This is a genomic window from Granulicatella sp. 20925_1_28 (assembly GCF_041433575.1).
Taxonomy (GTDB): domain Bacteria; phylum Bacillota; class Bacilli; order Lactobacillales; family Aerococcaceae; genus Granulicatella.
The window spans coordinates 1-19965 of the sequence record NZ_JAPWBS010000011.1; the positions used below are offsets into that span (position 1 = coordinate 1).

Sequence of the window (19965 nt, forward strand, 5' to 3'; positions counted from 1 at the left end):
TGAGAGTGCTCGCTTCATTGATTATTGTAATTTTTCTAAGTCGGCTTGTAAGGCTGCAACTTTTTCTTTTGCCGCTTCTTCGCTATCCGCTTTAGCACCGATGTAGAACTTGATTTTTGGTTCTGTACCACTTGGGCGAACCGCAATCCAAGATCCGTCTTCTAAGATGTATTTCAATACGTTAGAAGTTGGAAGTCCGATTTCAGAAACGACTCCGTTCGCATCTTTTTGTTCATTTACTGCGAAGTCTTGTGCTAGAGCTACTTTCAAGCCTCCAAAGCTTGTTGGAACTGAAGCGCGTAAGCCGTCTAATAAGGCTTTGATTTTTTGTGGACCTTCTAAACCAGCTACTGTTACAGAAATTGTTTTTTCTAAGAAGTAACCGTGTTTTGCATATAATGCTTGAAGTCCGTCGTATAAAGTCTTGCCTTCGTTCTTGAAGTGTGCTGCTACTTCTGTAAGTAATAACACTGCTTGAACGGCATCTTTATCACGTACGAATGATTTCACTAGGTATCCGTAGCTTTCTTCGAAACCGAACATGAAAGTATGATCTCCAGTTTCTTCGTCATGTTGGATTTGTTCTGCGATGAATTTGAATCCTGTTAATACATTCATCATTTCAGCGCCATAACTCTTAGCAACTGCTGTTGGAAGTTCGCTACTTACGATTGATTTCACGACAAGCGCATTACTTGGAAGAGTTCCTGCTTGTTGGTGAGCGTATAATAAGTAATCAACTAAAATTGCCGCGATTTGGTTTCCTGTAATCACTTGGTAGCTTCCATCTGGCAAGCGTACGGCTGCACCCATACGGTCTGCATCCGGGTCAGTCGCTAATAATACATCAGCACCCACTTTTTTCCCTAATTCTACCGCATACTCAAATGCGCCTGCTTCTTCAGGGTTTGGAGATTTAACTGTTGAGAAGTCTCCATCTGGCACTGCTTGTTCTTCAACAACGTGCAAGCCTTTGAAGTTTGCTTGTTCTAATGCTTTTTCAACAAGCATTAAACCAGTACCATGTAATGGTGTATACACCACTGATAATCCTTCCACATCGCTAAGAAGTTTGGGATTTACAGAGACTGTTTTAATTTCTTTCAAGTACGCATCATCAACGTCTTTTCCGATAATCGTTACAAGTCCTGATGCTTCTAATGCTTCATCATCTAACACTTTAAGTTCAAGCGGATTAGCTACTTGGCGCACATATGCTGTTAAAGCATCCGCATCTTTTGGAGGCATTTGACCGCCGTCTTCACCATATACTTTATATCCGTTGTAAGCTGCTGGGTTATGACTAGCTGTAATCATAATTCCGGCAAATGTATGCAAGTGACGTACTGCAAATGATAATTCTGGCGTTGGACGTAAGCTTTCAAATACATATGACTTAATCCCATGAGTCGCTAAAGTACGTGCAGACTCCATTGCGAATTCTGGTGAAAAATGACGTGAGTCGTAAGCAATCGCTACCCCACGTTTTTTCGCTTCTTCCCCGTAACTTTCAATTAAGCGTGATAATCCTTCTGTTGCCTGACGCACTGTGTAAGTGTTCATTCGATTAATCCCAGGTCCCACAATTCCACGCATTCCCGCAGTACCAAACTCTAATGGTGTATAGAAGGCTTCCTCTTTTTGTGTGTCATCCATTGATTGTAATTGCACTTTTAATCCTTCTTCAAGTGCCTCAAAAGATTCCCATAATTTTGCTGTTTCTTTCCAACTCATTTGCATTCGTCTCCTTCTACTGAGTAATCATTTCTTACGTTCTTTTATTATCCCTGATTTTCCGAATAGTTTCAACTTCTTTGTGAACTAAAAATCAAGATTTTGAACTTCGAAGCCGTATTCCTGAATATGTGTTTTCAGCATATGCAAGAATCGCCCTGCTTCTTTGGATAATTTGCGTTGATCGTGTTGCAGGATTCCGAGTTCCATTGTATCTTCTACGTCCAGCGGCACCGCAACAATCTTATCATCATTTAGCTTACTACTAATAATCCCTGAACTGATGGTGTATCCATTTAGACCAATCATTAGGTTAAAGATGGTCGCACGGTCACTTACCTTAATGCTCTTCTTATGTTCCATCGTGCTGAGGATTTCCTCTGAGAAGTAGAATGAGTTTTCTTCCCCTTGCTCATATGACAAATAAGGGTAATCTTCTAGTTCTTCTAGAGTAATGCTCTCTTTTTCTGCAAGTGGATTTTGTGTACTTAAGAACACGTGTGGTTTCGCTGTAAAGAGTGGCGTGAATACTAAGTTCTTTTCTTTGAATAATTTTTCCATGACTTTGCGGTTGAAATCATTCAAATACAAGACACCAATCTCACTCTTATAGTTCGTGATGTCTTCTAAAATGTTTTGTGTTTCTGTTTCACGAAGCGTGAATTGATATTCGTCTCCTGCTTCCTTTTGAATAAAATCAACGAAGGCATGCACCACAAACGCATAGTGTTGTGCGGATACGGAGAATGTCCGTTTCCGTTTTGTTTGTCGTTTATATTTCTCTTCCATCAAATTGACTTGGTCTAACACTTGGCGAGCATAGACAAGAAACTCACGCCCTTCTCCCGTCAATGTAATTCCGGTATTCCCCCGTTGAAAGAGGGTAATATCCATTTCTAATTCCAACTCACGAATGGCCTTTGATAAACTTGGTTGGCTGACATATAAGTCTTTTGCGGCTTCATTCATGGAGCCTTTTTCAACGATCTTCTCAAAATAAATTAATTGTTGAATTCTCATCCGACCACTCCCTTCTATTACGCTTATTGTACCATCTTCTAGCGAAAATAAAAATAAACTCCTCCATGCAAATGCATGAAGGAGTCGATAGGAATTACATTGATTACTCTTGGAATTTGAATACTACTGAAGAATCGTATAATTTTAATACATTTTCAAATAAAATTTTGCTTGCAATCGCTGCTGCAATTGGAACAACGAACCATACAATAGCTGCTAAGGCAACATTCAATCCAGCATCGATAGAAGCTAACGGTCCTACCAATCCTACGATACCGAACCCTGCAGATTGTGGAGTACCACTTACTGAGAATAGCGCTACTGGAATCGCTGAAAGAATCGCTGTTGATAAACATGGAATCAAGATTACTGGATATTTGAATAAGTTAGGCATCATTAATTTCATTGCCCCTAGAGCGATGGCTAATGTTACCCCTGAGTTATTGACCTTCCATGAGTGTACTACTAATGCTACGGCTGTTGCGGCAACCCCCATAGCAGCCGCCCCGGCAGACACGCCGTTTAATTGAATCGCTAACCCAATTGCTACTGTAGAAATTGGAGAGATAATTAATGTTGCAAATGAGCAACAGATTAAAATTGACATCAAGATTGGTTGTAATGTTGTGAACTCGTTGATAACTGTACCAATAGCAGTAGTAATCATTTTAACGTGTGGTAATAATAGCAACCCGATAAAGGCAGAACCCACACCGACAACGATTGGCATTGCTACAACGGCTGTTGAACCAAATTTATCTTTGATTAGCATTAACATTCCAACAGCGATACCAGCAGTGACCATTGTATTAATTAAGTCCCCTGTTCCAGCACCAACATATTTTTGAAGTTCTGCATTATACGTAACAACCCCACTAGCTACGAAGCAGGCCCCTGCAACGACCATCATTTGCATTGGCTTGAAGCCGAATTGTAATCCGATTAAGCCCCCAATAATGAGTGGTGTTGCTAATTGGAAAATAACCGCGATTTGTGTAATTGTTACTGCGATAGGATATTGACTAAAATATTTTAAAATTGCTGAAAGAACGGCATTTGGAATCAGTCCGACGATAACCCCGAGAGCTGTCCCTGCTAAGATTTTATTGATAAAAACTGAAGCCGTCATTTTTGGTTGTGCTTGTGCTTCCATAGTGTTTTCCCCCTCTTACTGTGAGCTATTTTGCTCCAAGAATTTGTTCTTTACAATGAACCAATGCTGTTAAAAACTCACAATATGGTGTTGGAACGCCATATTTTTGTCCTTTACGCACTACCGCTCCATTGATATAATCGATTTCTGTTAAACGATTGTTTTCATTTAAATCTTGATACATCGATGGGTGATGAAGCCCAATTGTTTCACGATTATAACAATTATTTTCAATAAAATCTACAATTTCTGAAACATTTAACAGAATATTTTCATTTTTTGCAACTTCTGAAAATTCTTTCACAATATTTTCAACTATCATATGAGCAGGCGTTGTAGAGCCAAATTCATACATATTACTCATCAAGATAGTACAAAGTCCGTTCATCGTTCCATTCACACATGCTTTCTTATAAATGGCAAATAGAATATTTTCAGAATAGCTTGCATTCAATCCTCCACTATTCAAAACATTCACGATTTCTTCGGCATTGGCTTGTGCTTTTGGTGTATCCACCAAGTTCTTCAAGGCGACTGTTCCACTACCAAAGAGTTTCACGCGGCCAGGACCTTCCATTCCAGCAGTCCACATCGTATTTCCAATAAAGATATCTTCTTTTGGAACAAACTGTTCAATCACTTCTTCGTGTCCAATACCATTGAGTAAGCACAGCACTCTTGTTTCATCATGAATGACTGGTTTCAAGTCGGTTAGCATGCTTTCTAGTTGCATCGCTTTTGTAAATAAGATAATGAGGTCACTCGTCATATCTTCTGTGACTTCACTTTGAAGCACAGCTGGCAACTTCACAACGACTTCTTCCCCATTATAGTTTGCCTTGAGTCCCTCTTTTTGGATGGCGTCCACATGATCTTTCCATCCATCAACTAGAAGCACTTCATGCCCTGCTTGATGGAGCATTAACCCAAAGCGACTTCCCATGGCGCCAGCACCTGCGATTGTAATTTTCATCGTAATTCCTCCTTTATATTTAAAAAACCTTATTGTTTCCGTCTTTATTCTTTGTTACAATAATTGTGTAGTATTTCACTTAAAAAATCAGGAGATGTCAAATGGATATTAAACACCTACACTACTTTATTAGTATCGTTGACCATGGCGGATATTCCAATGCCGCTCGTAGCTTATTCATTACGCAACCGACCCTTTCTCAAACCATTAAAAAATTAGAATCCGAATTACATACTCCGCTTTTTATTCAGCAAACTAACAATAGTATTCGACTGACTGAAGCTGGACAGCTCTTATACGATAATGGTAAGAAAATCATTTCTCTCATGGAAGGGACCGTGGCTCAAATTCATGAGCTTAATCAGCCTCAAAAAGAAACGATTCGAATTGGGCTACCGACACTTTTTGCGATCAAATTAATGCCTGAGTTCTCGCGTTTTATGATGTCTCATCCTTCGATTCACTTAACGATGGTACAAGGCGGTTCGCGTGAGCTTCAAAACGCTCTTGTAAACGAAGAAATCGACCTCGGTGTTCTCTCTTTTCCAAAGATTGAGTCCGACATTGTGATTGAACCATTCCAGCAAAACTTCGTAGGTTATCACGCAAGCCTTGTCGTTCCTAAAGGGCATCCATTGGCTACCAGAGACTCCGTCACCTTCGAAGACTTAAAGGGTGAACGTTTCAGCACGTTGTCTAAACACTTTATGCTTGGTAAGTTATTACATCAACGCTCAAGACATTTTGGCTTTGAACCGAATATTGTTTATGTGGACGATAACTGGGAAGTACTCCTTGCCAGTCTTGCAACCTTTAACTCCGTTTGCATCATGGCGCTGGAATATAAAGAATTTTATTCAGATGACGAACTCGTATGGATTCCCCTCATCGATAAAAATGGATTCTTCCCAATCGGAGTTGCCTATCGTCCAAATGAAACATATTCGCAAAACATCTTAGAACTCATTGAATTATTACGAACTTTATAAGGATTCTTCTGTTTTTATTGTACCCTCCTTGTGAAGTTTTTACCAATTGAATTTTCTTATAGACGTATTAATTTTTCTTATAACAACAAAAAAAAGGAACGAACTTCTCTCAAAGTTCGTTCCTTTTACTTTTTAATCTATTAAATTAGATAGCCCAGTCTCCGTTACGGAAGATTGGAACAACAGTACCGTCTTCACGGATACCATCCACGTTCATTTCTGGTCCACCGATCATGAAGTCCACGTGAACATCAGAACGGTTTAATCCAGCTTCTCTTAATTCTTCTTCAGTTTCGAAGTTTTCTCCACCTTTAACGCTTGTTGCGTAAGCAGAACCGATTGCTAAGTGGTTTGATGCATTTTCATCGAATAATGTGTTGAAGAATGTAATGCCTGATTGTGAGATTGGTGATGGGTCACTTACTAACGCAACTTCACCTAATCCACGAGCACCATTGTTTTCGAATACTAAGTCTTTCATTACTTGGTCGCCTTTTTCAGCAGATACTTCTGTGATTTGACCGTCTTTGAAAGTAACTTTGATTCCTTCGATAATGTTACCGTTGTAGCTTAATGGTTTTGTACTTGATACATATCCGTCAGCGACGCGGAAGTCAGGAGCTGAGAAGACTTCTTCTGTTGGCATGTTTGCGATGAAGTGTTCTCCTTGAGCATTGATGCTTCCAGCACTCTCCCAAACATGGTTTTTAGGCATTCCAAGAGTTAAGTCTGTCCCTGGTGCAGTGTAGTGTAATTTCACGAATTGTTCTTTGTTTAAGATAGCTGCTTTTGCATCTAATTTTTCTTCATGTTCTTTCCATGCTGCCACTGGATCATCAGCGTAAACACGGCAAGTTTTGAAGATTTGATCCCATAATAAATCTACTGCTTCTTCATCAGTTGCTGCATTAGGGAAAACTTTCTTCGCCCATTCTTTACCAGCTGCTGCAGCTACAGTCCAGCTCACTTTGTTGGCTTGTGTCGCTGTACGTAATGGTTTTAATGCAAGGCTTAATGCTTTTGTTGATTTTTGAAGGCGTTCTGCTGATACGCCAGCGAATGCATCTGGATCTGCTGAGCGAACGTTTAAGCGGCTTGCTTTCTTCTCTAATAAGTAGTTCATTTCTGCTACACGGTATTCTGGAACGTTTGTGATACGGTCTTCAGCAGCGTGTAATAAGCGTTCACGGCCTACAAAATCGTCAGCCCAGGATACGATTACTTCGCTTGCTCCGTGTGCATAAGCTTCTTTTACTAATAAACGAGCTAAAGGTGCTTGGTCTACGTCAATCACAATATTCACTGTGTGACCTGGTTGCACGTTAATCCCTGTAGAGATTAATAATTTAGCATATTTTTCTAAGTTTTTGTCGAAATCTTTTAATACCATATTGACACTCCTTTTAATATAACTACTTTCATCCTATCATATTTCTAGTCGAAATTCTTATAAAACACTTCATCTAAGTACAGTCCATGAGCAGGTGCTGTTGGTCCTGCCGCATTTCGATCCATGGCTTCTAGAATTTGCTTCATCTCTTCCACTTCCCGTAAGCCGTCTCCAATTTGAAGCGCCGTTCCAACGAGAATTCGAACCATATTGTAAAGGAATCCTTTCCCTTCGAACGTGAAAATCAATTCATCGCCGTGACGAGCGACTTCTGCTTTCGTGACAACGCGAACCTTAGAATCTTTATCGCTTTTGGTCGAGCAAAAACTCGTGAAATCATACTCTCCAATCACCGCTTCAAACGCCTTATTGATGCGTTCGACATCCGTCTTGAATGGGTGATGCAGTTCATATTGACGATGGAAAGGACTCTGTATAGCAGCAGTTGTTACTTTATAGATGTATCGTTTTCCAGTCACACTATAGCGCGCGTGGAAGTCATCCGACACTGCCTGGGCCGAGACAATCCGAATCGAAGTAGGTAATAAACTATTCATCGCTCGAACGAGAGACGCTGCTTCGATGGCTTTTAGATAGTCGATATGAACGACTTGAGCGTTGGCATGCACTCCAGAGTCTGTACGACCCGATCCACTAACAGGAATGTATTGGCCCTTTGTCATCTTCTTCAAGGCTTTATTCAGTTCTGCTTGAATGCTATTCCCATTCTCTTGCACTTGAAATCCAACATAGGGCGTACCATCATATTGAATGACGAGTTTATATCGCTGCATCCTTTTCCCTTCTTTCAAAAAAGAGCTTGACAAGTCAAGCTCCTTATTTTTTTATGCTTTTAATACAAATAATAAAATCGTTACGGCCACAAGAGATAATCCCGCAATGGCATCACGCATTTCATAGTTTAGAACACGGTACTTACTACGTCCGTCTCCGCCTTGGTATCCACGTGCTTCCATGGCTGTTGCCAAGTCTTCGGCACGGTTTAATGAACTAACAAACAGCGGAATTAAGATTGGGATAATCGCCTTCATTTGTTCGAAGAGATTTCCTTCTCCAAAATCAACCCCACGAGCTCGTTGCGCGTTCATAATCTTTTGTGCTTCGTCCATTAATGTTGGTACAAAACGAAGTGCAATGGATAACATTAATGCCACTTCATGCACTGGGAATTTCACAACAGCTAATGGCTTCATCACCGCTTCAATCGCATCCGTTAATTGTAATGGTGCGGTTGTTAGTGTTAATAGCGTTGAGAACGAGATGATTAATACGAATCGTAAGAAGATGAATACCGCATTAATAATCCCCTCAGATGTTACTTGAATGAATCCCCATTGGAAGTAGACGTCTCCACCGCTTGTAAACAAGATTTGGAGTGCTACTGTAAATAGAATCACCCAAATTAACGGTTTAATCCCTTTCCAGAAGAACCCTAATGGAATCTTGGATAAGAGTAATGCAATCAGCGTATAAGCAATTAATAAGCCATAGGTCACCCAGTTATTCGCTAAGAAAATGACTAACACGAATGCAAATGTTCCAATTAATTTTGTTCTTGGATCGAGTTTATGAATCCACGAATCGCCTTGTAAGTAGCGACCTAAAATAAGTTTATCGAGCACTTGTGTCACCCCCGTTTTTCGAATGTGATACAAGTAAGTCTGCTAAAGCTTCCAAGTTCATTGGACGAGCGTCTGTTTGGAATCCTTTCGCTTTCAATTTTTCGACAAACTGAACAGTCGAAGGCAAACCTAGTTGTTTTTCTTGTAACCAAGCAGCATCCGCAAACACTTCTTCAGGAGTCCCTGTTTTTACAACAGTACCTTTTTCACACACAATCACGTAATCCGCATAATCGCTAACATCATTCATTTGGTGTGTTACAAGGACGATTGTAATGCCTTTTTCACGTTGGAGTTGCGCAAACATCTCCATCATCTCAAAGCGTCCTTTAGGATCTAATCCTGCTGTCGGTTCGTCTAAGACTAATACTTCTGGTTGCATCGCTAACACGCCAGCAATCGCTACACGTCGCATTTGGCCTCCAGATAAATCGAATGGTGACTTATGTAAGACCTCTTCAGGAAGTCCCACAATCTTTAGCGTTTCTTTCGCTAGCTGGTTTGCTTCTTCCTCACTTGCTCCGAAGTTTTTTGGCCCAAAAGCAATATCTTTTTCAACCGTTTCTTCGAAGAGTTGTGATTCCGGAAACTGGAATACGATACCGACTTTTTGGCGCAGTGGCTTCAAGTCTTTATTGCTCGTTTCAGAGTCTACTACACGCTCTCCAAGTGTTACCGTACCCGATGTTGGTTTCAGTAACGCGTTTAAATGTTGTAAAATAGTCGATTTTCCAGAGCCTGTATGTCCGATGATAGCCGTGTACTTTCCTGATGGAATATTAAAGTTCACATCGAAAAGCGCACGTGTTTCAAAAGGTGTGTTTGCTTGGTATGCGAAATTTACTTCGTTAAAACGGATGTCCATAACCATTCCACCAACCCTTCTTCATCAAGATACGCTTCAGGAACTTCTAAGCCCTTTTCGCGAAGTACTTCGATTAATTTCTCTGCAAACGGCACATCGAGTCCCTTTTCAACAAGCTTCGTACCTAATTTGAAGATTTCTTCAGGAGTTCCGATTTGTTGAATTTGACCTTGTTCCATTAACACAATACGGTCTGCTTGTGCTGCTTCATCTAAATCATGTGTAATCGAAATGACCGTAATGTTTTTCTCTTTGTGTAATTTTTGAATCGTCCCGATAACTTCCATGCGCCCTTTAGGATCTAGCATAGAAGTGGCTTCATCGAGAATAATGACAGAAGGTTCCAAGGCTGTTACACCCGCAATCGCTACACGTTGCTTTTGTCCTCCTGAGAGTCGAGCTGGTTCCTTTGTTCTGAAGTCGCTCATTTTTACCATCTCAAGAACACGTGTCACACGTTCTAGCATTTCTTCTCGAGGTAATCCGATATTTTCTAATCCGAAAGCAATATCGTCTTCTACCGTTGTCCCAACAAATTGGTTATCAGGATTTTGGAATACCATTCCAACTGCGCGTCTAGCGTCATATACCGTTTCATCATTTAAAAGAACGCCATTAATGAAGACTTCTCCGCTACCTGCTTCGATAAGACCATTCATGACTTTTGCTAGTGTTGATTTCCCAGAACCATTGTGGCCGATAATCGCTAACCACTCCCCACGGTTAACCTTTAAAGAAACTCCAGCTAGAGCTTCTCTAGCATCTTCTTCGTGATAACGGTAATGAATATTATTTAACTCAATAATTGTTGATTGCAACGGGGACACCCCTTCCCTTATAACTATGTATAAAAATATGTATAAATAAAAAAATACACTTTTTCATGATGAAGTGCTCCCCCGCCAAAAACTTGGCGGGAAAACAACGAGCTAGACTAAATAATCTGAGAAAGAATAAGGCTACCTTTTCAGTAGCCCCAGACTTTCCATCTTATAAGCAAGATGATTATTACCATCATGACGCTCTTTTCAACCATCGAAAAGTGTTCGATTGAATGTTTATTAAACTAATTCAATGATAACCATTGGTGCAGCATCGCCACGACGAGGTTCAGTTTTAAGAATACGAGTGTATCCACCTTGACGTTCGCTGTAACGTGATGCTAAATCATTAAATAATTTTTGTAACGCTGTTTCAACAACGATTGATTCGCCTTCTTCACGAACATCTGCTACTTCGTTACGTACAAATGCAGCTGCTTGACGACGAGCATGTAAATCTCCACGTTTACCTAAAGTAATCATTTTTTCTACAGTAGAACGGATTTCTTTAGCACGAGCTTCAGTTGTAACGATACGTTCGTTAATAATTAAGTCAGTTGTCAAGTCACGTAATAACGCTTTACGTTGTGAACTTGTACGTCCTAATTTACGATAAGCCATTTTTAATATTCCTCCTTCTTAAGAGTTTCTATTAGTCTTCACGACGTAAGTCTAAATTTAAATCGATTAATTTTTGTTTCACTTCTTCAAGCGATTTACGACCTAAGTTACGAACTTTGATCATTTCCGCTTCAGACTTGCTTGTTAATTCATGTACTGTGTTAATTCCAGCACGTTTTAAGCAGTTATATGAACGAACTGATAAATCTAGTTCTTCAATAGTCATTTCAAGAAGACGTTCTTTTTGAGTTTCTTCTTTTTCGACCATGATTTCCATAGGATGTGCTTCATTTGTTAAATTAACAAAGATATTTAAGTGCTCAGTTAAGATACGAGCCGCTAAACTAACAGCATCTTGAGGAGCGATTGAACCATCTGTCCATACATCAAGAGTTAGTTTATCATAAATATTTTTTTGACCAATACGAGTGTTTTCGACTTGGTAGTTCACTTTACTAATCGGAGTATAAATAGAATCAATTGGGATTACACCAATTGGCATATTATCAGATTTATTGTAGTCAGAGCGAACATATCCACGACCATTTTTAGCATTCATACGAACATGGAAGTGATATCCTTCAGCTACTGTACAGATATATAAATCAGGGCTTAGAACTTGAATGTCGCTATCATGTTTGATATCGCCTGCAGTTACTACCGCTGGACCTTTAACATCAATTTCTAATACTTTATTTTCATCTTCAGTGAAAGACTTCAATGCAATTTTTTTAATGTTTAAAATGATTGCAGCTACGTCTTCAACCACGCCATCTATTGTTGAAAATTCATGTAAAACGCCATCCATTTGGATATCTGTTACTGCAGTACCAGGGAGTGACGATAATAAGATTCGGCGTAATGAGTTCCCTAAGGTAGTACCATAACCGCGTTCAAGTGGCTCAACAACGAATTTACCAAACTTTGCATCTTCGCTGATTTCGATCGTTTCAATTTTTGGTTTTTCAATTTCGATCATGTTTTTTACCCCTTTCAAAACGTACGTTCAATGTGCGATTGTCCGACAAAATTCAACAATAACAATCCATTACACACGACGGCGTTTTGGAGGACGACATCCATTATGAGGGATTGGTGTTACGTCACGAATTGCTGTCACTTCTAATCCAGTAGCTTGTAATGAACGAATAGCAGCTTCACGACCTGAACCAGGACCTTTAACAGAAACTTCTACAGTTTTCATTCCATGCTCCATTGAACCTTTTGCAGCAGATTCAGCAGCCATTTGAGCAGCAAATGGTGTTGATTTTTTAGAACCTTTAAATCCTAAAGCACCTGCAGAAGACCATGAAACAGCATTACCATGAACGTCTGTAATCATAACAATTGTATTATTAAATGTTGAACGGATGTGTGCTACACCAGATTCAATATTCTTTTTCACGCGGCGTTTGCGTACAACTTTCTTTGCCATGAAGAATTAACCTCCTTCTTCTCTAAATTATTTTTTCTTACCTGCAATGGCCTTAGCTGGGCCTTTACGAGTACGAGCATTATTTTTTGTATTTTGACCACGAACTGGTAAACCACGACGGTGGCGAACTCCACGGTATGAACCAATTTCCATCAAGCGTTTGATGTTTAAGTTCACTTCACGACGTAAGTCACCTTCAATTTTTAGTTTATCCACTTCAGCACGGATACGGTCTAACTCATCGTTCGATAAATCGCGAACACGAGTATCTTCACTAACGTTAGCAGCTGCTAAGATTTGTTTTGAAGTAGTAATACCGATACCGTAAATATAGGTTAAAGAAATAACAACACGTTTTTCACGTGGAATATCCACACCTGCAATACGAGCCATACTAATGAGTACCTCCTTATATATTATCCTTGACGTTGTTTATGTTTGGGATTTTGACAAATCACCATAACTTTACCATTGCGTTTAATTACTTTACATTTTTCGCAAATTGGTTTTACTGATGCTCTAACTTTCATTTAAGTTCCCTCCTCTATTTCATTAACGGAGTCCATTATTTAAAGCGATACGTGATTCTTCCGCGCGTTAAGTCGTACGGTGATAATTCAACCGTTACTTTATCGCCCGGTAAAATTTTAATGTAGTGCATCCGGATTTTTCCAGATACATGCGCTAAAACCTCATGACCGTTTTCAAGTTCGACCTTGAACATCGCATTCGGTAATGTTTCATTAACAATACCTTCAATTTCAATTACGTCTTCCTTTGCCATGTCTCATCCTCCTTACTTGTAAAAAGTTTTTACGGATTATTTGACGGACTTCTACCGTTATCTAACTTTCTAAGTATACCATTTTAGCTACCATAATTGCAAGATAACAGGCAGTTCCTAGCGAGGTTCGCCCATAATTGATTGAATTGTTTTGAAGAGATTGTCAATGCCGCTTTCTCCATCAACATTACGTAATAAGCCTTTTGCATTATAGTAGTTTAAGATTGGTTTTGATTGTTCAATGTTAATTTGAATTCGATTTTCCACTGTTTCAGGTTTGTCGTCTTCACGTTGATAGAAATCATGAGAACCACAACGATCACATGTACCTTCTACTTTAGGTGGATTATTTGTTATGTGGTAAGTAGCACCACAGTTACGACAAATAATTCTTCCTGTTAGACGTTGCATTAAGATGTCTGGGTTCACTTCGATGTTAATCACTGCATCGATTGAGCGGTTTAATTCCGCTAAGATTTTATCAAGTGCTTCCGCTTGTGCTTGAGTACGTGGGAAACCGTCCAATAAGAATCCTTTTTCTGTATCGGCTTGTTGTAAACGTTCCTTTACAATGCCGTTTGTAACTTCATCAGGTACTAATTCGCCTTTATCCATGAATGATTTAGCTTTAAGTCCTAATTCAGTTTCTTGTTGCATAGCAGCACGGAACATATCTCCTGTTGAAATATGTGGAATTCCGTATGTAGCAACGATTTTTTCTGCTTGAGTACCTTTACCTGCACCAGGTAGACCCATTAAGATAATGTTCATAGTTGCCTCCTAGAATCATAACTGAAGAACTGACAAAACGCATTGCTGCATCTTGTCAATTTCTCCCATTATTCCTCAATAAATCCTTTATACTTACGTTTGATTGTACGTCCTTCAATTTGTCGGCTTAACTCTAACGCTACCCCAACAACGATTAGAAGGTTTGTACCACCAAGCATCAATCCTCTTGGTAAGTTCCATAATGCTGAAGCTACCATCGGAAGAATTGAAATACCACCAAGATAAAGAGCACCAACTGTACTTAATCGTAGTAAAGTACCTGAAACAAATTGTTCTGTATCTTTACCAGGACGGACACTTAAAATATATCCGCTTGATTTTTGTAAGTTTTCTGCTACTTTCTCTGGGTTCACTTGAACGAAAGCATAGAAAAATGTAAATACAACAATTAACACTGTGTATAATGTTGCACCAGCAGGTTTTGAAAAATCAAAAATGTTCGTGGCAAGTTGGTACCAGCCAGATTCACTATGATCTTTTGCATACAAACTTAAAATAGTTGATGGCAATGTCATAAATGAACTAGCAAAGATAACCGGAATTACCCCTGCAGAGTTGATTTTTAAAGGTAACCAAGATGTTTCACTTGAACCAGTTGCACGTTTTGAGTATGAGATTGGTAAGCGACGTTGCGCTTGTTCAATATATACTACTAACATAACGACTAAAACAATCGCTACGATTAATGCAACTGTGAATCCTACTGCACGATAAAAGTCAGTGTCTGTACGACCTTGAATTTGATTTACATAGAATTCATAAATATCATGTGGCATTCTTGCTACAATACCTGCGAAGATTAGAACGGAAACCCCGTTACCAATCCCCTTAACGGTAATCATATCTCCCAACCATGTTAAGAACATGGAACCAGCTGTTAACACAAGTGCAATCATTAAGAATGTTTTGATCCCTGGGTTGTTAATTAACCCATAATTTGACCAAACATTAAATCCAAAAGAAATTGCATAAGCTTGGAAAAATCCAATTAAAATTGTTAAATAACGTGTTGCCGAATTTAATTTACGACGACCAACTTCCCCTTGTTTAGACCACTCAACAAACGTTGGTAGAATATCCATTTGTAACAATTGGACAACAATGGATGCAGTGATATAAGGCGAAACTCCCATTGAGAACAATGAGAAGTTCGATAAAGCCCCACCACTAAATGTATTTAACAATCCGAAAATCCCTGTAGTTGCAAATGTCTGAATCGCTCCAGCATTTACACCAGGAACAGTAACTTGTGATCCAATACGAAAGATAATTAGAATCGACAATGTAAATAACAGACGTTTTCTAATGTCTTTCATTTGAACAGCATTCTTTAGTAGAGTGAACATTAGATCACCTCTACAGTTCCACCTGCAGCTTCAATAGCTTCTTTTGCTGCTTGCGAGAATTTATTTGCTTTTACAGTTAACTTGCGTTCAAGTTTACCATTAGCTAACACTTTGATACCGTCTTTTTCGTTTTTAACGATACCAGCCTCAACTAGTACAGCTGCAGTTACTTCTTGACCATCTTCAAAACGATTTAATGTTCCAAGATTTACAACTGCATATTCTTTACGATTAATATTTTGGAAACCACGTTTTGGAATACGACGGAATAATGGAGTTTGTCCACCTTCGAATCCTAATCTAACGCCACCGCCTGAACGAGCTTTTTGTCCTTTGCTTCCGCGTCCAGCAGTTTTACCATTTCCTGAACCTTGACCTCTACCAACACGGTTACGTTCTTTACGAGAACCTTCAGCTGGTTGTAATTCATGAAGTTTCATGTTCTGGGCACCTCCTCTTATAAGTTTTAAATTAAACTTCCTCAACATCCACTAAATGTGAAACTGTGTTAACCATGCCTTTGATAGCTACGTTAGCTGGTTTAACAACTGTTGAACGAATTTTTGTTAAGCCTAATGCTTTACAAGTATCGATTTGGTTTTGAGGACGTCCAATCAAGCTTTTCTTTAAAGTAATCTTTAATTCTGCCATTTTAATGTCCTCCTTATCCTAAAAGTTCTTCAACTGATTTGCCACGTAATGCAGCAACATCTTCAACACGTTTTAATTGTTTTAATCCTTCGATTGTAGCACGAACCATGTTAACTGGTGTGTTTGAACCTAAAGATTTTGAAGTTACGTCTGAAATACCTGCTAATTCAACAACGGCACGAACTGGTCCACCTGCTGCAATTCCTGAACCGGCTTGAGCTGGTTTTAACAATACGTTACCACCGCAGAAGCGACCGATAACTTCGTGAGGAATTGTAGAACCACTAGTTGGAACTTCAATAAGGTTTTTCTTAGCATCTTCAATAGCTTTACGAATAGCTTCTGGTACTTCTTGAGCTTTACCAGTACCGAAACCAACATGTCCATTATGGTCACCGACAACTACTAAAGCAGCAAAACGTAAACGACGTCCACCTTTTACAACTTTTGTAACGCGGTTAATCGCAACAACACGATCTTCTAATTCTAAGTTTCTTGCATCAATATTAACCATGAAATGTGGATCCTCCTTTTCCTAGAATACTAGTCCATTTTCACGTGCAGCTTCAGCTAAAGCTTTTACACGTCCATGGTATAAGTATCCACCACGGTCAAAGACTACTTCTTTAATATTTTTTTCAAGTCCGCGTTCTGCAATTAATTTACCTACAGCAGAAGCTTCCTCAGTTTTTGTTCCGTTTTCTACATTAGTATCTAAAGTAGAGGCACTTGCTAGCGTCACACCCGCTACGTCATCAATTAATTGAGCGTAGATGTTTTTGTTAGAACGAAAAACGTTCAAGCGTGGGCACTCAGCAGTACCAGAGATTTTACGACGAACACGTGCGTGACGAGTTTGACGCACTTTATTTTTGTCTGGTTTTGTAATCACAATTTTCACCTCTTATTAATTAATCATGCTGCGATAAGCGCAACAAAAGGTAAATAATCACTAAAATTATTTACCTGTTTTACCTTCTTTACGACGTACAAATTCATCAACGTAACGAATTCCTTTACCTTTATAAGGTTCTGGAGGACGTACGCCACGAATGTTAGCAGCTAATTCGCCAACTTTTTGTTTGTCATAACCCTTAACGATTACTTTTGTATTAGAAGGAACTTCGATTTCTACTCCTTCTTCTGGAGTGAACTCCACTGGATGAGAATATCCAACGTTTAATACAAGTTTTTTACCTTGTAATTGAGCACGATACCCAACCCCGATTAATTCCAATTCTTTTTGGAATCCTTCAGTAACACCAACTACCATGTTGTTGAAAACTGCGCGAGTTGTTCCGTGGATTGTTTTGTTTTCTTTTGAATCATCTGGACGAGTGAATACTACTTCACCTTCGCGTTGTTCTAAAGAAATGTTTTGGTTAAATGTATAACTTAATTCACCTTTAGGACCTTTAACTGTTACTGTATGGTCCTTAACGTCTACTGTTACTCCAGCAGGAATAACGACTGGTTTATTACCGATACGGCTCACTTGGCTGCACCTCCTTGTTTTCTAGATTACCAAACGTATGCTAGAATTTCTCCACCTACGTTTTTAGCTCTTGCTTCTTTGTCTGTAATAACACCTTCAGATGTTGATACAATAGCGATTCCTAAACCGTTTAATACTTTAGGAACTTCACCTGTTTTAGCATAAACACGTAAACCAGGTTTAGAAATACGTTTCAATCCTGTAATTACACGTTCGTTATTTTTTCCATATTTCAAGAACACTTTCATGATGCCTTGTTTACCATCTTCTTCAACTGAGAAGTCTTTGATGAATCCTTCAGATTTTAAGATGTTTGCAATAGCAACTTTCATGTTTGATGACGGAACTTCTAGTGATTCGTGACGAACCATGTTCGCGTTACGAATACGAGTTAAGAAATCCGCGATTGGATCTGTCATAACCATTAATGAGTACCTCCTTTATCAAGTAGTAATGATTACCAACTTGCTTTCTTCATTCCTGGGATTTGCCCTTTATAGGCAAGCTCACGTAAACAAATACGGCAAAGTTTGAATTTACGATAAACTGAATGTGGTCGACCACAACGTTCACAACGAGTATATTCTTGAGTTGAATATTTTTTTGGACGTTTGTTCTTTGCGATCATTGATTTTTTAGCCAAACTACTCGCCTCCTGTGAGTTTTATTTTTATTTTTGGAAAGGCATTCCAAGTTGAGTTAATAATTCTTTTGCTTCTTCGTCTGTATTAGCTGTTGTTACGATAACAATATCCATACCACGAACTTTGTCTACGCGATCGTAGTCAATTTCTGGGAAGATTAATTGTTCTTTAACACCTAATGTGTAGTTACCGCGTCCATCAAAAGATTTTTTAGAAATCCCACGGAAGTCACGTACACGAGGTAATGAAACTGTTACTAACTTGTCTAAGAAGTCATACATACGTTCACCACGTAGAGTAACTTTAGTTCCGATTGGCATACCTTCACGTAAACGGAAACCAGCGATTGATTTCTTCGCAGTTGTTACAACTGGTTTTTGACCAGAGATTAATGTTAACTCTTCAACTGCTTTTTCTAAGTTTTTAGCGTTAGATGTTGCATCACCAACACCCATATTAATAACGATTTTTTCTACTTTTGGTACTTCCATAATTGATTTGTAGTTAAATTTCTCAACTAATGAAGGTACTACTTCGTTTTTGTATTTTGCATTTAAGCGATTCATGCAGGATGGTCCTCCTTCCTCAAATTACTGAATTATGCTTTGTTACGACCTTTAGGTACGCGTACCTTTTCACCGTTTTCTACTTTAAAGCCTGTACGAGTTGCTTTACCTGTAGTTGGGTCTACGAACATTACGTTTGAAACATGAATTGGAGCTTCCACTTCAACGATTCCCCCTGTTTGGTTCGCTTGAGATGGTTTTTGATGTTTCTTAACAATGTTAACACCTTCAACGACTACACGGTCTTTTTTAGGAAAGCTCTTTAAGATTTTTCCTTCTTTACCTTTGTCTTTACCTGAGATTACTTTTACGATATCACCAGTTTTTACGTGCATGTGTTACACCTCCTTCGATTTTGATGAGAATTATAATACTTCTGGAGCTAATGAAACGATCTTCATGTAGTTGTTGTCACGTAATTCACGTGCAACTGGTCCAAAGATACGTGTTCCACGAGGGCTCTTGTCATCACGAATGATTACACATGCATTTTCGTCGAACTTAATGTATGAACCGTCTTTACGACGTGCACCTGATTTAGTACGAACGATTACAGCTTTAACGACATCCCCTTTTTTAACAACTCCACCTGGTGTTGCTTGTTTAACGGATGCAACGATTACGTCACCGATATTAGCTGTTTTGCGGCCAGATCCGCCTAGAACTCTAATTGTTAACACTTCACGAGCGCCTGAGTTGTCAGCCACTTTTAGTCGAGTTTCTGTTTGAATCACTATTGGTTCCTCCTTTCAAATGTATACACAATTTGAAATTAAATAATTACTGCTTCTTCAACAATTTCAACTAAGCGGAAACGTTTTGTTTTTGACAATGGACGAGTTTCCATAATCTTAACAATGTCCCCAACTTTTGCTGAGTTATTTTCATCATGAGCTACAAATTTTTTCGTATATTTAACACGTTTACCATAAGTTGAGTGACGTTTGTAAGTTTCGATTGCAACTACTAACGTTTTGTCCATCTTATCTGAAACAACGCGTCCTTGATATACTTTACGTTGGTTACGTTCTACAGTCATGTTC

29 protein-coding genes are annotated in these 19965 nt (G+C 39.0%); 1 reads left to right on the forward strand and 28 read right to left on the reverse strand.

All coding sequences use genetic code 11. The annotated features are described in order from the left end of the window. Positions 1-21: 21 nt before the first annotated feature. The 4 genes from O3793_RS06165 to O3793_RS06180 form a co-directional block, all read right to left on the reverse strand. The gene (locus tag O3793_RS06165; protein ID WP_371446299.1) at positions 22-1734 is read right to left on the reverse strand and encodes a phospho-sugar mutase; all 1713 of its coding nucleotides are present in this window, start codon (positions 1732-1734) and stop codon (positions 22-24) included. Between the two features lie 87 nt (positions 1735-1821). Continuing rightward, complete coding sequence (locus O3793_RS06170; protein ID WP_371446300.1) at positions 1822-2754, reverse strand: LysR family transcriptional regulator; 933 nt, start codon at positions 2752-2754, stop codon at positions 1822-1824. Positions 2755-2857: 103 nt separating this feature from the next. Next, a complete protein-coding gene (locus O3793_RS06175) occupies positions 2858-3907 on the reverse strand; it encodes a PTS sugar transporter subunit IIC (RefSeq protein WP_048710300.1) in 1050 nt (349 codons plus the stop codon). Between the two features lie 25 nt (positions 3908-3932). Then, the gene (locus tag O3793_RS06180) at positions 3933-4880 is read right to left on the reverse strand and encodes a 2-dehydropantoate 2-reductase (RefSeq protein ID WP_371446301.1); all 948 of its coding nucleotides are present in this window, start codon (positions 4878-4880) and stop codon (positions 3933-3935) included. Positions 4881-4981: 101 nt separating this feature from the next. Here O3793_RS06180 and O3793_RS06185 point away from each other — a divergent pair, with 101 nt between their 5' ends. Then, a complete protein-coding gene (locus tag O3793_RS06185) occupies positions 4982-5869 on the forward strand; it encodes a LysR family transcriptional regulator (RefSeq protein ID WP_371446302.1) in 888 nt (295 codons plus the stop codon). A gap of 145 nt (positions 5870-6014) precedes the next feature. On the opposite strand, the gene O3793_RS06190 is transcribed toward O3793_RS06185, so the two are convergent. The 24 genes from O3793_RS06190 to rpsQ form a co-directional block, all read right to left on the reverse strand. Beyond that, positions 6015-7259 carry an aminopeptidase gene (locus O3793_RS06190; protein WP_371446303.1) on the reverse strand — a complete coding sequence of 415 codons (1245 nt, stop codon included), beginning with the start codon at positions 7257-7259 and terminating at the stop codon, positions 6015-6017. Between the two features lie 44 nt (positions 7260-7303). Continuing rightward, positions 7304-8053 (reverse strand): tRNA pseudouridine(38-40) synthase TruA, encoded by a 750-nt coding sequence (gene truA, locus O3793_RS06195; RefSeq protein WP_371446304.1) that lies wholly within the window; start codon positions 8051-8053, stop codon positions 7304-7306. Between the two features lie 51 nt (positions 8054-8104). Then, positions 8105-8902, reverse strand: a complete 798-nt coding sequence (locus tag O3793_RS06200) for an energy-coupling factor transporter transmembrane protein EcfT (RefSeq protein WP_048710318.1) — start codon at positions 8900-8902, stop codon at positions 8105-8107. Next, the gene (locus tag O3793_RS06205) at positions 8892-9767 is read right to left on the reverse strand and encodes an energy-coupling factor ABC transporter ATP-binding protein (RefSeq protein WP_371446326.1); all 876 of its coding nucleotides are present in this window, start codon (positions 9765-9767) and stop codon (positions 8892-8894) included. The genes O3793_RS06200 and O3793_RS06205 overlap by 11 nt, the downstream gene beginning before the upstream one ends. Then, entirely contained in the window at positions 9743-10585 is an 843-nt protein-coding gene (locus tag O3793_RS06210) for an energy-coupling factor ABC transporter ATP-binding protein (RefSeq protein ID WP_371446305.1), read from the reverse strand. Before O3793_RS06210 ends, O3793_RS06205 begins: the two co-directional genes overlap by 25 nt. 243 nt (positions 10586-10828) lie before the next feature. After that, on the reverse strand, positions 10829-11209 hold the full coding sequence (gene rplQ / locus O3793_RS06215) for a 50S ribosomal protein L17 (RefSeq protein ID WP_048782821.1): 381 nt from the start codon (positions 11207-11209) through the stop codon (positions 10829-10831). A 31-nt stretch (positions 11210-11240) separates the two neighbouring features. Continuing rightward, on the reverse strand, positions 11241-12188 hold the full coding sequence (locus tag O3793_RS06220) for a DNA-directed RNA polymerase subunit alpha (RefSeq protein WP_371446306.1): 948 nt from the start codon (positions 12186-12188) through the stop codon (positions 11241-11243). A 69-nt stretch (positions 12189-12257) separates the two neighbouring features. Then, positions 12258-12644 carry a 30S ribosomal protein S11 gene (rpsK, locus tag O3793_RS06225; protein ID WP_005607440.1) on the reverse strand — a complete coding sequence of 129 codons (387 nt, stop codon included), beginning with the start codon at positions 12642-12644 and terminating at the stop codon, positions 12258-12260. A 27-nt stretch (positions 12645-12671) separates the two neighbouring features. Further along, positions 12672-13037, reverse strand: coding sequence for a 30S ribosomal protein S13 (rpsM, locus tag O3793_RS06230; protein WP_048710330.1), 366 nt, complete (start codon positions 13035-13037; stop codon positions 12672-12674). Positions 13038-13060: 23 nt separating this feature from the next. Next, entirely contained in the window at positions 13061-13174 is a 114-nt protein-coding gene (gene rpmJ, locus O3793_RS06235; protein WP_005607444.1) for a 50S ribosomal protein L36, read from the reverse strand. A gap of 35 nt (positions 13175-13209) precedes the next feature. Beyond that, entirely contained in the window at positions 13210-13428 is a 219-nt protein-coding gene (gene infA, locus O3793_RS06240) for a translation initiation factor IF-1 (protein ID WP_005607446.1), read from the reverse strand. 117 nt (positions 13429-13545) lie between these two features. Continuing rightward, complete coding sequence (locus tag O3793_RS06245) at positions 13546-14199, reverse strand: adenylate kinase (RefSeq protein WP_371446307.1); 654 nt, start codon at positions 14197-14199, stop codon at positions 13546-13548. Positions 14200-14267: 68 nt separating this feature from the next. Beyond that, positions 14268-15566 (reverse strand): preprotein translocase subunit SecY, encoded by a 1299-nt coding sequence (gene secY, locus O3793_RS06250; RefSeq protein ID WP_175814558.1) that lies wholly within the window; start codon positions 15564-15566, stop codon positions 14268-14270. Continuing rightward, positions 15566-16006, reverse strand: coding sequence for a 50S ribosomal protein L15 (gene rplO / locus O3793_RS06255; RefSeq protein WP_048710340.1), 441 nt, complete (start codon positions 16004-16006; stop codon positions 15566-15568). The genes secY and rplO overlap by 1 nt, the downstream gene beginning before the upstream one ends. 31 nt (positions 16007-16037) lie before the next feature. Continuing rightward, on the reverse strand, positions 16038-16217 hold the full coding sequence (gene rpmD / locus O3793_RS06260) for a 50S ribosomal protein L30 (protein ID WP_005607451.1): 180 nt from the start codon (positions 16215-16217) through the stop codon (positions 16038-16040). Between the two features lie 13 nt (positions 16218-16230). Further along, positions 16231-16731 carry a 30S ribosomal protein S5 gene (gene rpsE, locus O3793_RS06265; protein WP_048710342.1) on the reverse strand — a complete coding sequence of 167 codons (501 nt, stop codon included), beginning with the start codon at positions 16729-16731 and terminating at the stop codon, positions 16231-16233. Between the two features lie 21 nt (positions 16732-16752). Further along, positions 16753-17109, reverse strand: coding sequence for a 50S ribosomal protein L18 (rplR, locus tag O3793_RS06270; protein WP_048710346.1), 357 nt, complete (start codon positions 17107-17109; stop codon positions 16753-16755). Between the two features lie 66 nt (positions 17110-17175). Next, positions 17176-17712 carry a 50S ribosomal protein L6 gene (gene rplF, locus O3793_RS06275; RefSeq protein ID WP_048782830.1) on the reverse strand — a complete coding sequence of 179 codons (537 nt, stop codon included), beginning with the start codon at positions 17710-17712 and terminating at the stop codon, positions 17176-17178. 26 nt (positions 17713-17738) lie between these two features. Continuing rightward, entirely contained in the window at positions 17739-18137 is a 399-nt protein-coding gene (gene rpsH, locus O3793_RS06280; protein WP_048710352.1) for a 30S ribosomal protein S8, read from the reverse strand. 32 nt (positions 18138-18169) lie between these two features. Continuing rightward, complete coding sequence (locus tag O3793_RS06285; RefSeq protein ID WP_005607459.1) at positions 18170-18355, reverse strand: type Z 30S ribosomal protein S14; 186 nt, start codon at positions 18353-18355, stop codon at positions 18170-18172. A 27-nt stretch (positions 18356-18382) separates the two neighbouring features. Further along, positions 18383-18922, reverse strand: a complete 540-nt coding sequence (rplE, locus tag O3793_RS06290; protein ID WP_005607461.1) for a 50S ribosomal protein L5 — start codon at positions 18920-18922, stop codon at positions 18383-18385. A gap of 32 nt (positions 18923-18954) precedes the next feature. After that, positions 18955-19257, reverse strand: a complete 303-nt coding sequence (rplX, locus tag O3793_RS06295; protein WP_371446308.1) for a 50S ribosomal protein L24 — start codon at positions 19255-19257, stop codon at positions 18955-18957. A gap of 30 nt (positions 19258-19287) precedes the next feature. Then, positions 19288-19656, reverse strand: coding sequence for a 50S ribosomal protein L14 (gene rplN, locus O3793_RS06300; RefSeq protein WP_005607465.1), 369 nt, complete (start codon positions 19654-19656; stop codon positions 19288-19290). A 38-nt stretch (positions 19657-19694) separates the two neighbouring features. Beyond that, on the reverse strand, positions 19695-19961 hold the full coding sequence (rpsQ, locus tag O3793_RS06305; RefSeq protein WP_039849226.1) for a 30S ribosomal protein S17: 267 nt from the start codon (positions 19959-19961) through the stop codon (positions 19695-19697). Between the last annotated feature and the right edge of the window lie 4 nt (positions 19962-19965).

Coding starts and splice junctions, on each gene's coding strand:
- rpmD (WP_005607451.1), bottom strand. CDS start 16,217: ATGGCAGAATTAAAGATTACTTTAAAGAAAAGCTTGATTGGACGTCCT.
- O3793_RS06190 (WP_371446303.1), bottom strand. CDS start 7,259: ATGGTATTAAAAGATTTCGACAAAAACTTAGAAAAATATGCTAAATTA.
- O3793_RS06165 (WP_371446299.1), bottom strand. CDS start 1,734: ATGAGTTGGAAAGAAACAGCAAAATTATGGGAATCTTTTGAGGCACTT.
- rplQ (WP_048782821.1), bottom strand. CDS start 11,209: ATGGCTTATCGTAAATTAGGACGTACAAGTTCACAACGTAAAGCGTTA.
- O3793_RS06180 (WP_371446301.1), bottom strand. CDS start 4,880: ATGAAAATTACAATCGCAGGTGCTGGCGCCATGGGAAGTCGCTTTGGG.
- rpsH (WP_048710352.1), bottom strand. CDS start 18,137: ATGGTTATGACAGATCCAATCGCGGATTTCTTAACTCGTATTCGTAAC.
- rpmJ (WP_005607444.1), bottom strand. CDS start 13,174: ATGAAAGTTAGAGCATCAGTAAAACCAATTTGCGAAAAATGTAAAGTA.
- secY (WP_175814558.1), bottom strand. CDS start 15,566: ATGTTCACTCTACTAAAGAATGCTGTTCAAATGAAAGACATTAGAAAA.
- infA (WP_005607446.1), bottom strand. CDS start 13,428: ATGGCAAAGGAAGACGTAATTGAAATTGAAGGTATTGTTAATGAAACA.
- O3793_RS06170 (WP_371446300.1), bottom strand. CDS start 2,754: ATGAGAATTCAACAATTAATTTATTTTGAGAAGATCGTTGAAAAAGGC.
- rpsM (WP_048710330.1), bottom strand. CDS start 13,037: ATGGCTCGTATTGCAGGTGTGGATATTCCACGTGAAAAACGTGTTGTT.
- O3793_RS06245 (WP_371446307.1), bottom strand. CDS start 14,199: ATGAACATTATCTTAATGGGTCTACCTGGTGCAGGTAAAGGTACTCAA.
- rplO (WP_048710340.1), bottom strand. CDS start 16,006: ATGAAACTTCATGAATTACAACCAGCTGAAGGTTCTCGTAAAGAACGT.
- rpsQ (WP_039849226.1), bottom strand. CDS start 19,961: ATGACTGTAGAACGTAACCAACGTAAAGTATATCAAGGACGCGTTGTT.
- rpsE (WP_048710342.1), bottom strand. CDS start 16,731: ATGGTTAATATTGATGCAAGAAACTTAGAATTAGAAGATCGTGTTGTT.
- rplX (WP_371446308.1), bottom strand. CDS start 19,257: ATGCACGTAAAAACTGGTGATATCGTAAAAGTAATCTCAGGTAAAGAC.
- O3793_RS06175 (WP_048710300.1), bottom strand. CDS start 3,907: ATGGAAGCACAAGCACAACCAAAAATGACGGCTTCAGTTTTTATCAAT.
- O3793_RS06205 (WP_371446326.1), bottom strand. CDS start 9,767: ATGGACATCCGTTTTAACGAAGTAAATTTCGCATACCAAGCAAACACA.
- O3793_RS06220 (WP_371446306.1), bottom strand. CDS start 12,188: ATGATCGAAATTGAAAAACCAAAAATTGAAACGATCGAAATCAGCGAA.
- truA (WP_371446304.1), bottom strand. CDS start 8,053: ATGCAGCGATATAAACTCGTCATTCAATATGATGGTACGCCCTATGTT.
- rpsK (WP_005607440.1), bottom strand. CDS start 12,644: ATGGCAAAGAAAGTTGTACGCAAACGCCGCGTGAAAAAGAATATTGAA.
- O3793_RS06185 (WP_371446302.1), top strand. CDS start 4,982: ATGGATATTAAACACCTACACTACTTTATTAGTATCGTTGACCATGGC.
- rplE (WP_005607461.1), bottom strand. CDS start 18,922: ATGAATCGCTTAAATGCAAAATACAAAAACGAAGTAGTACCTTCATTA.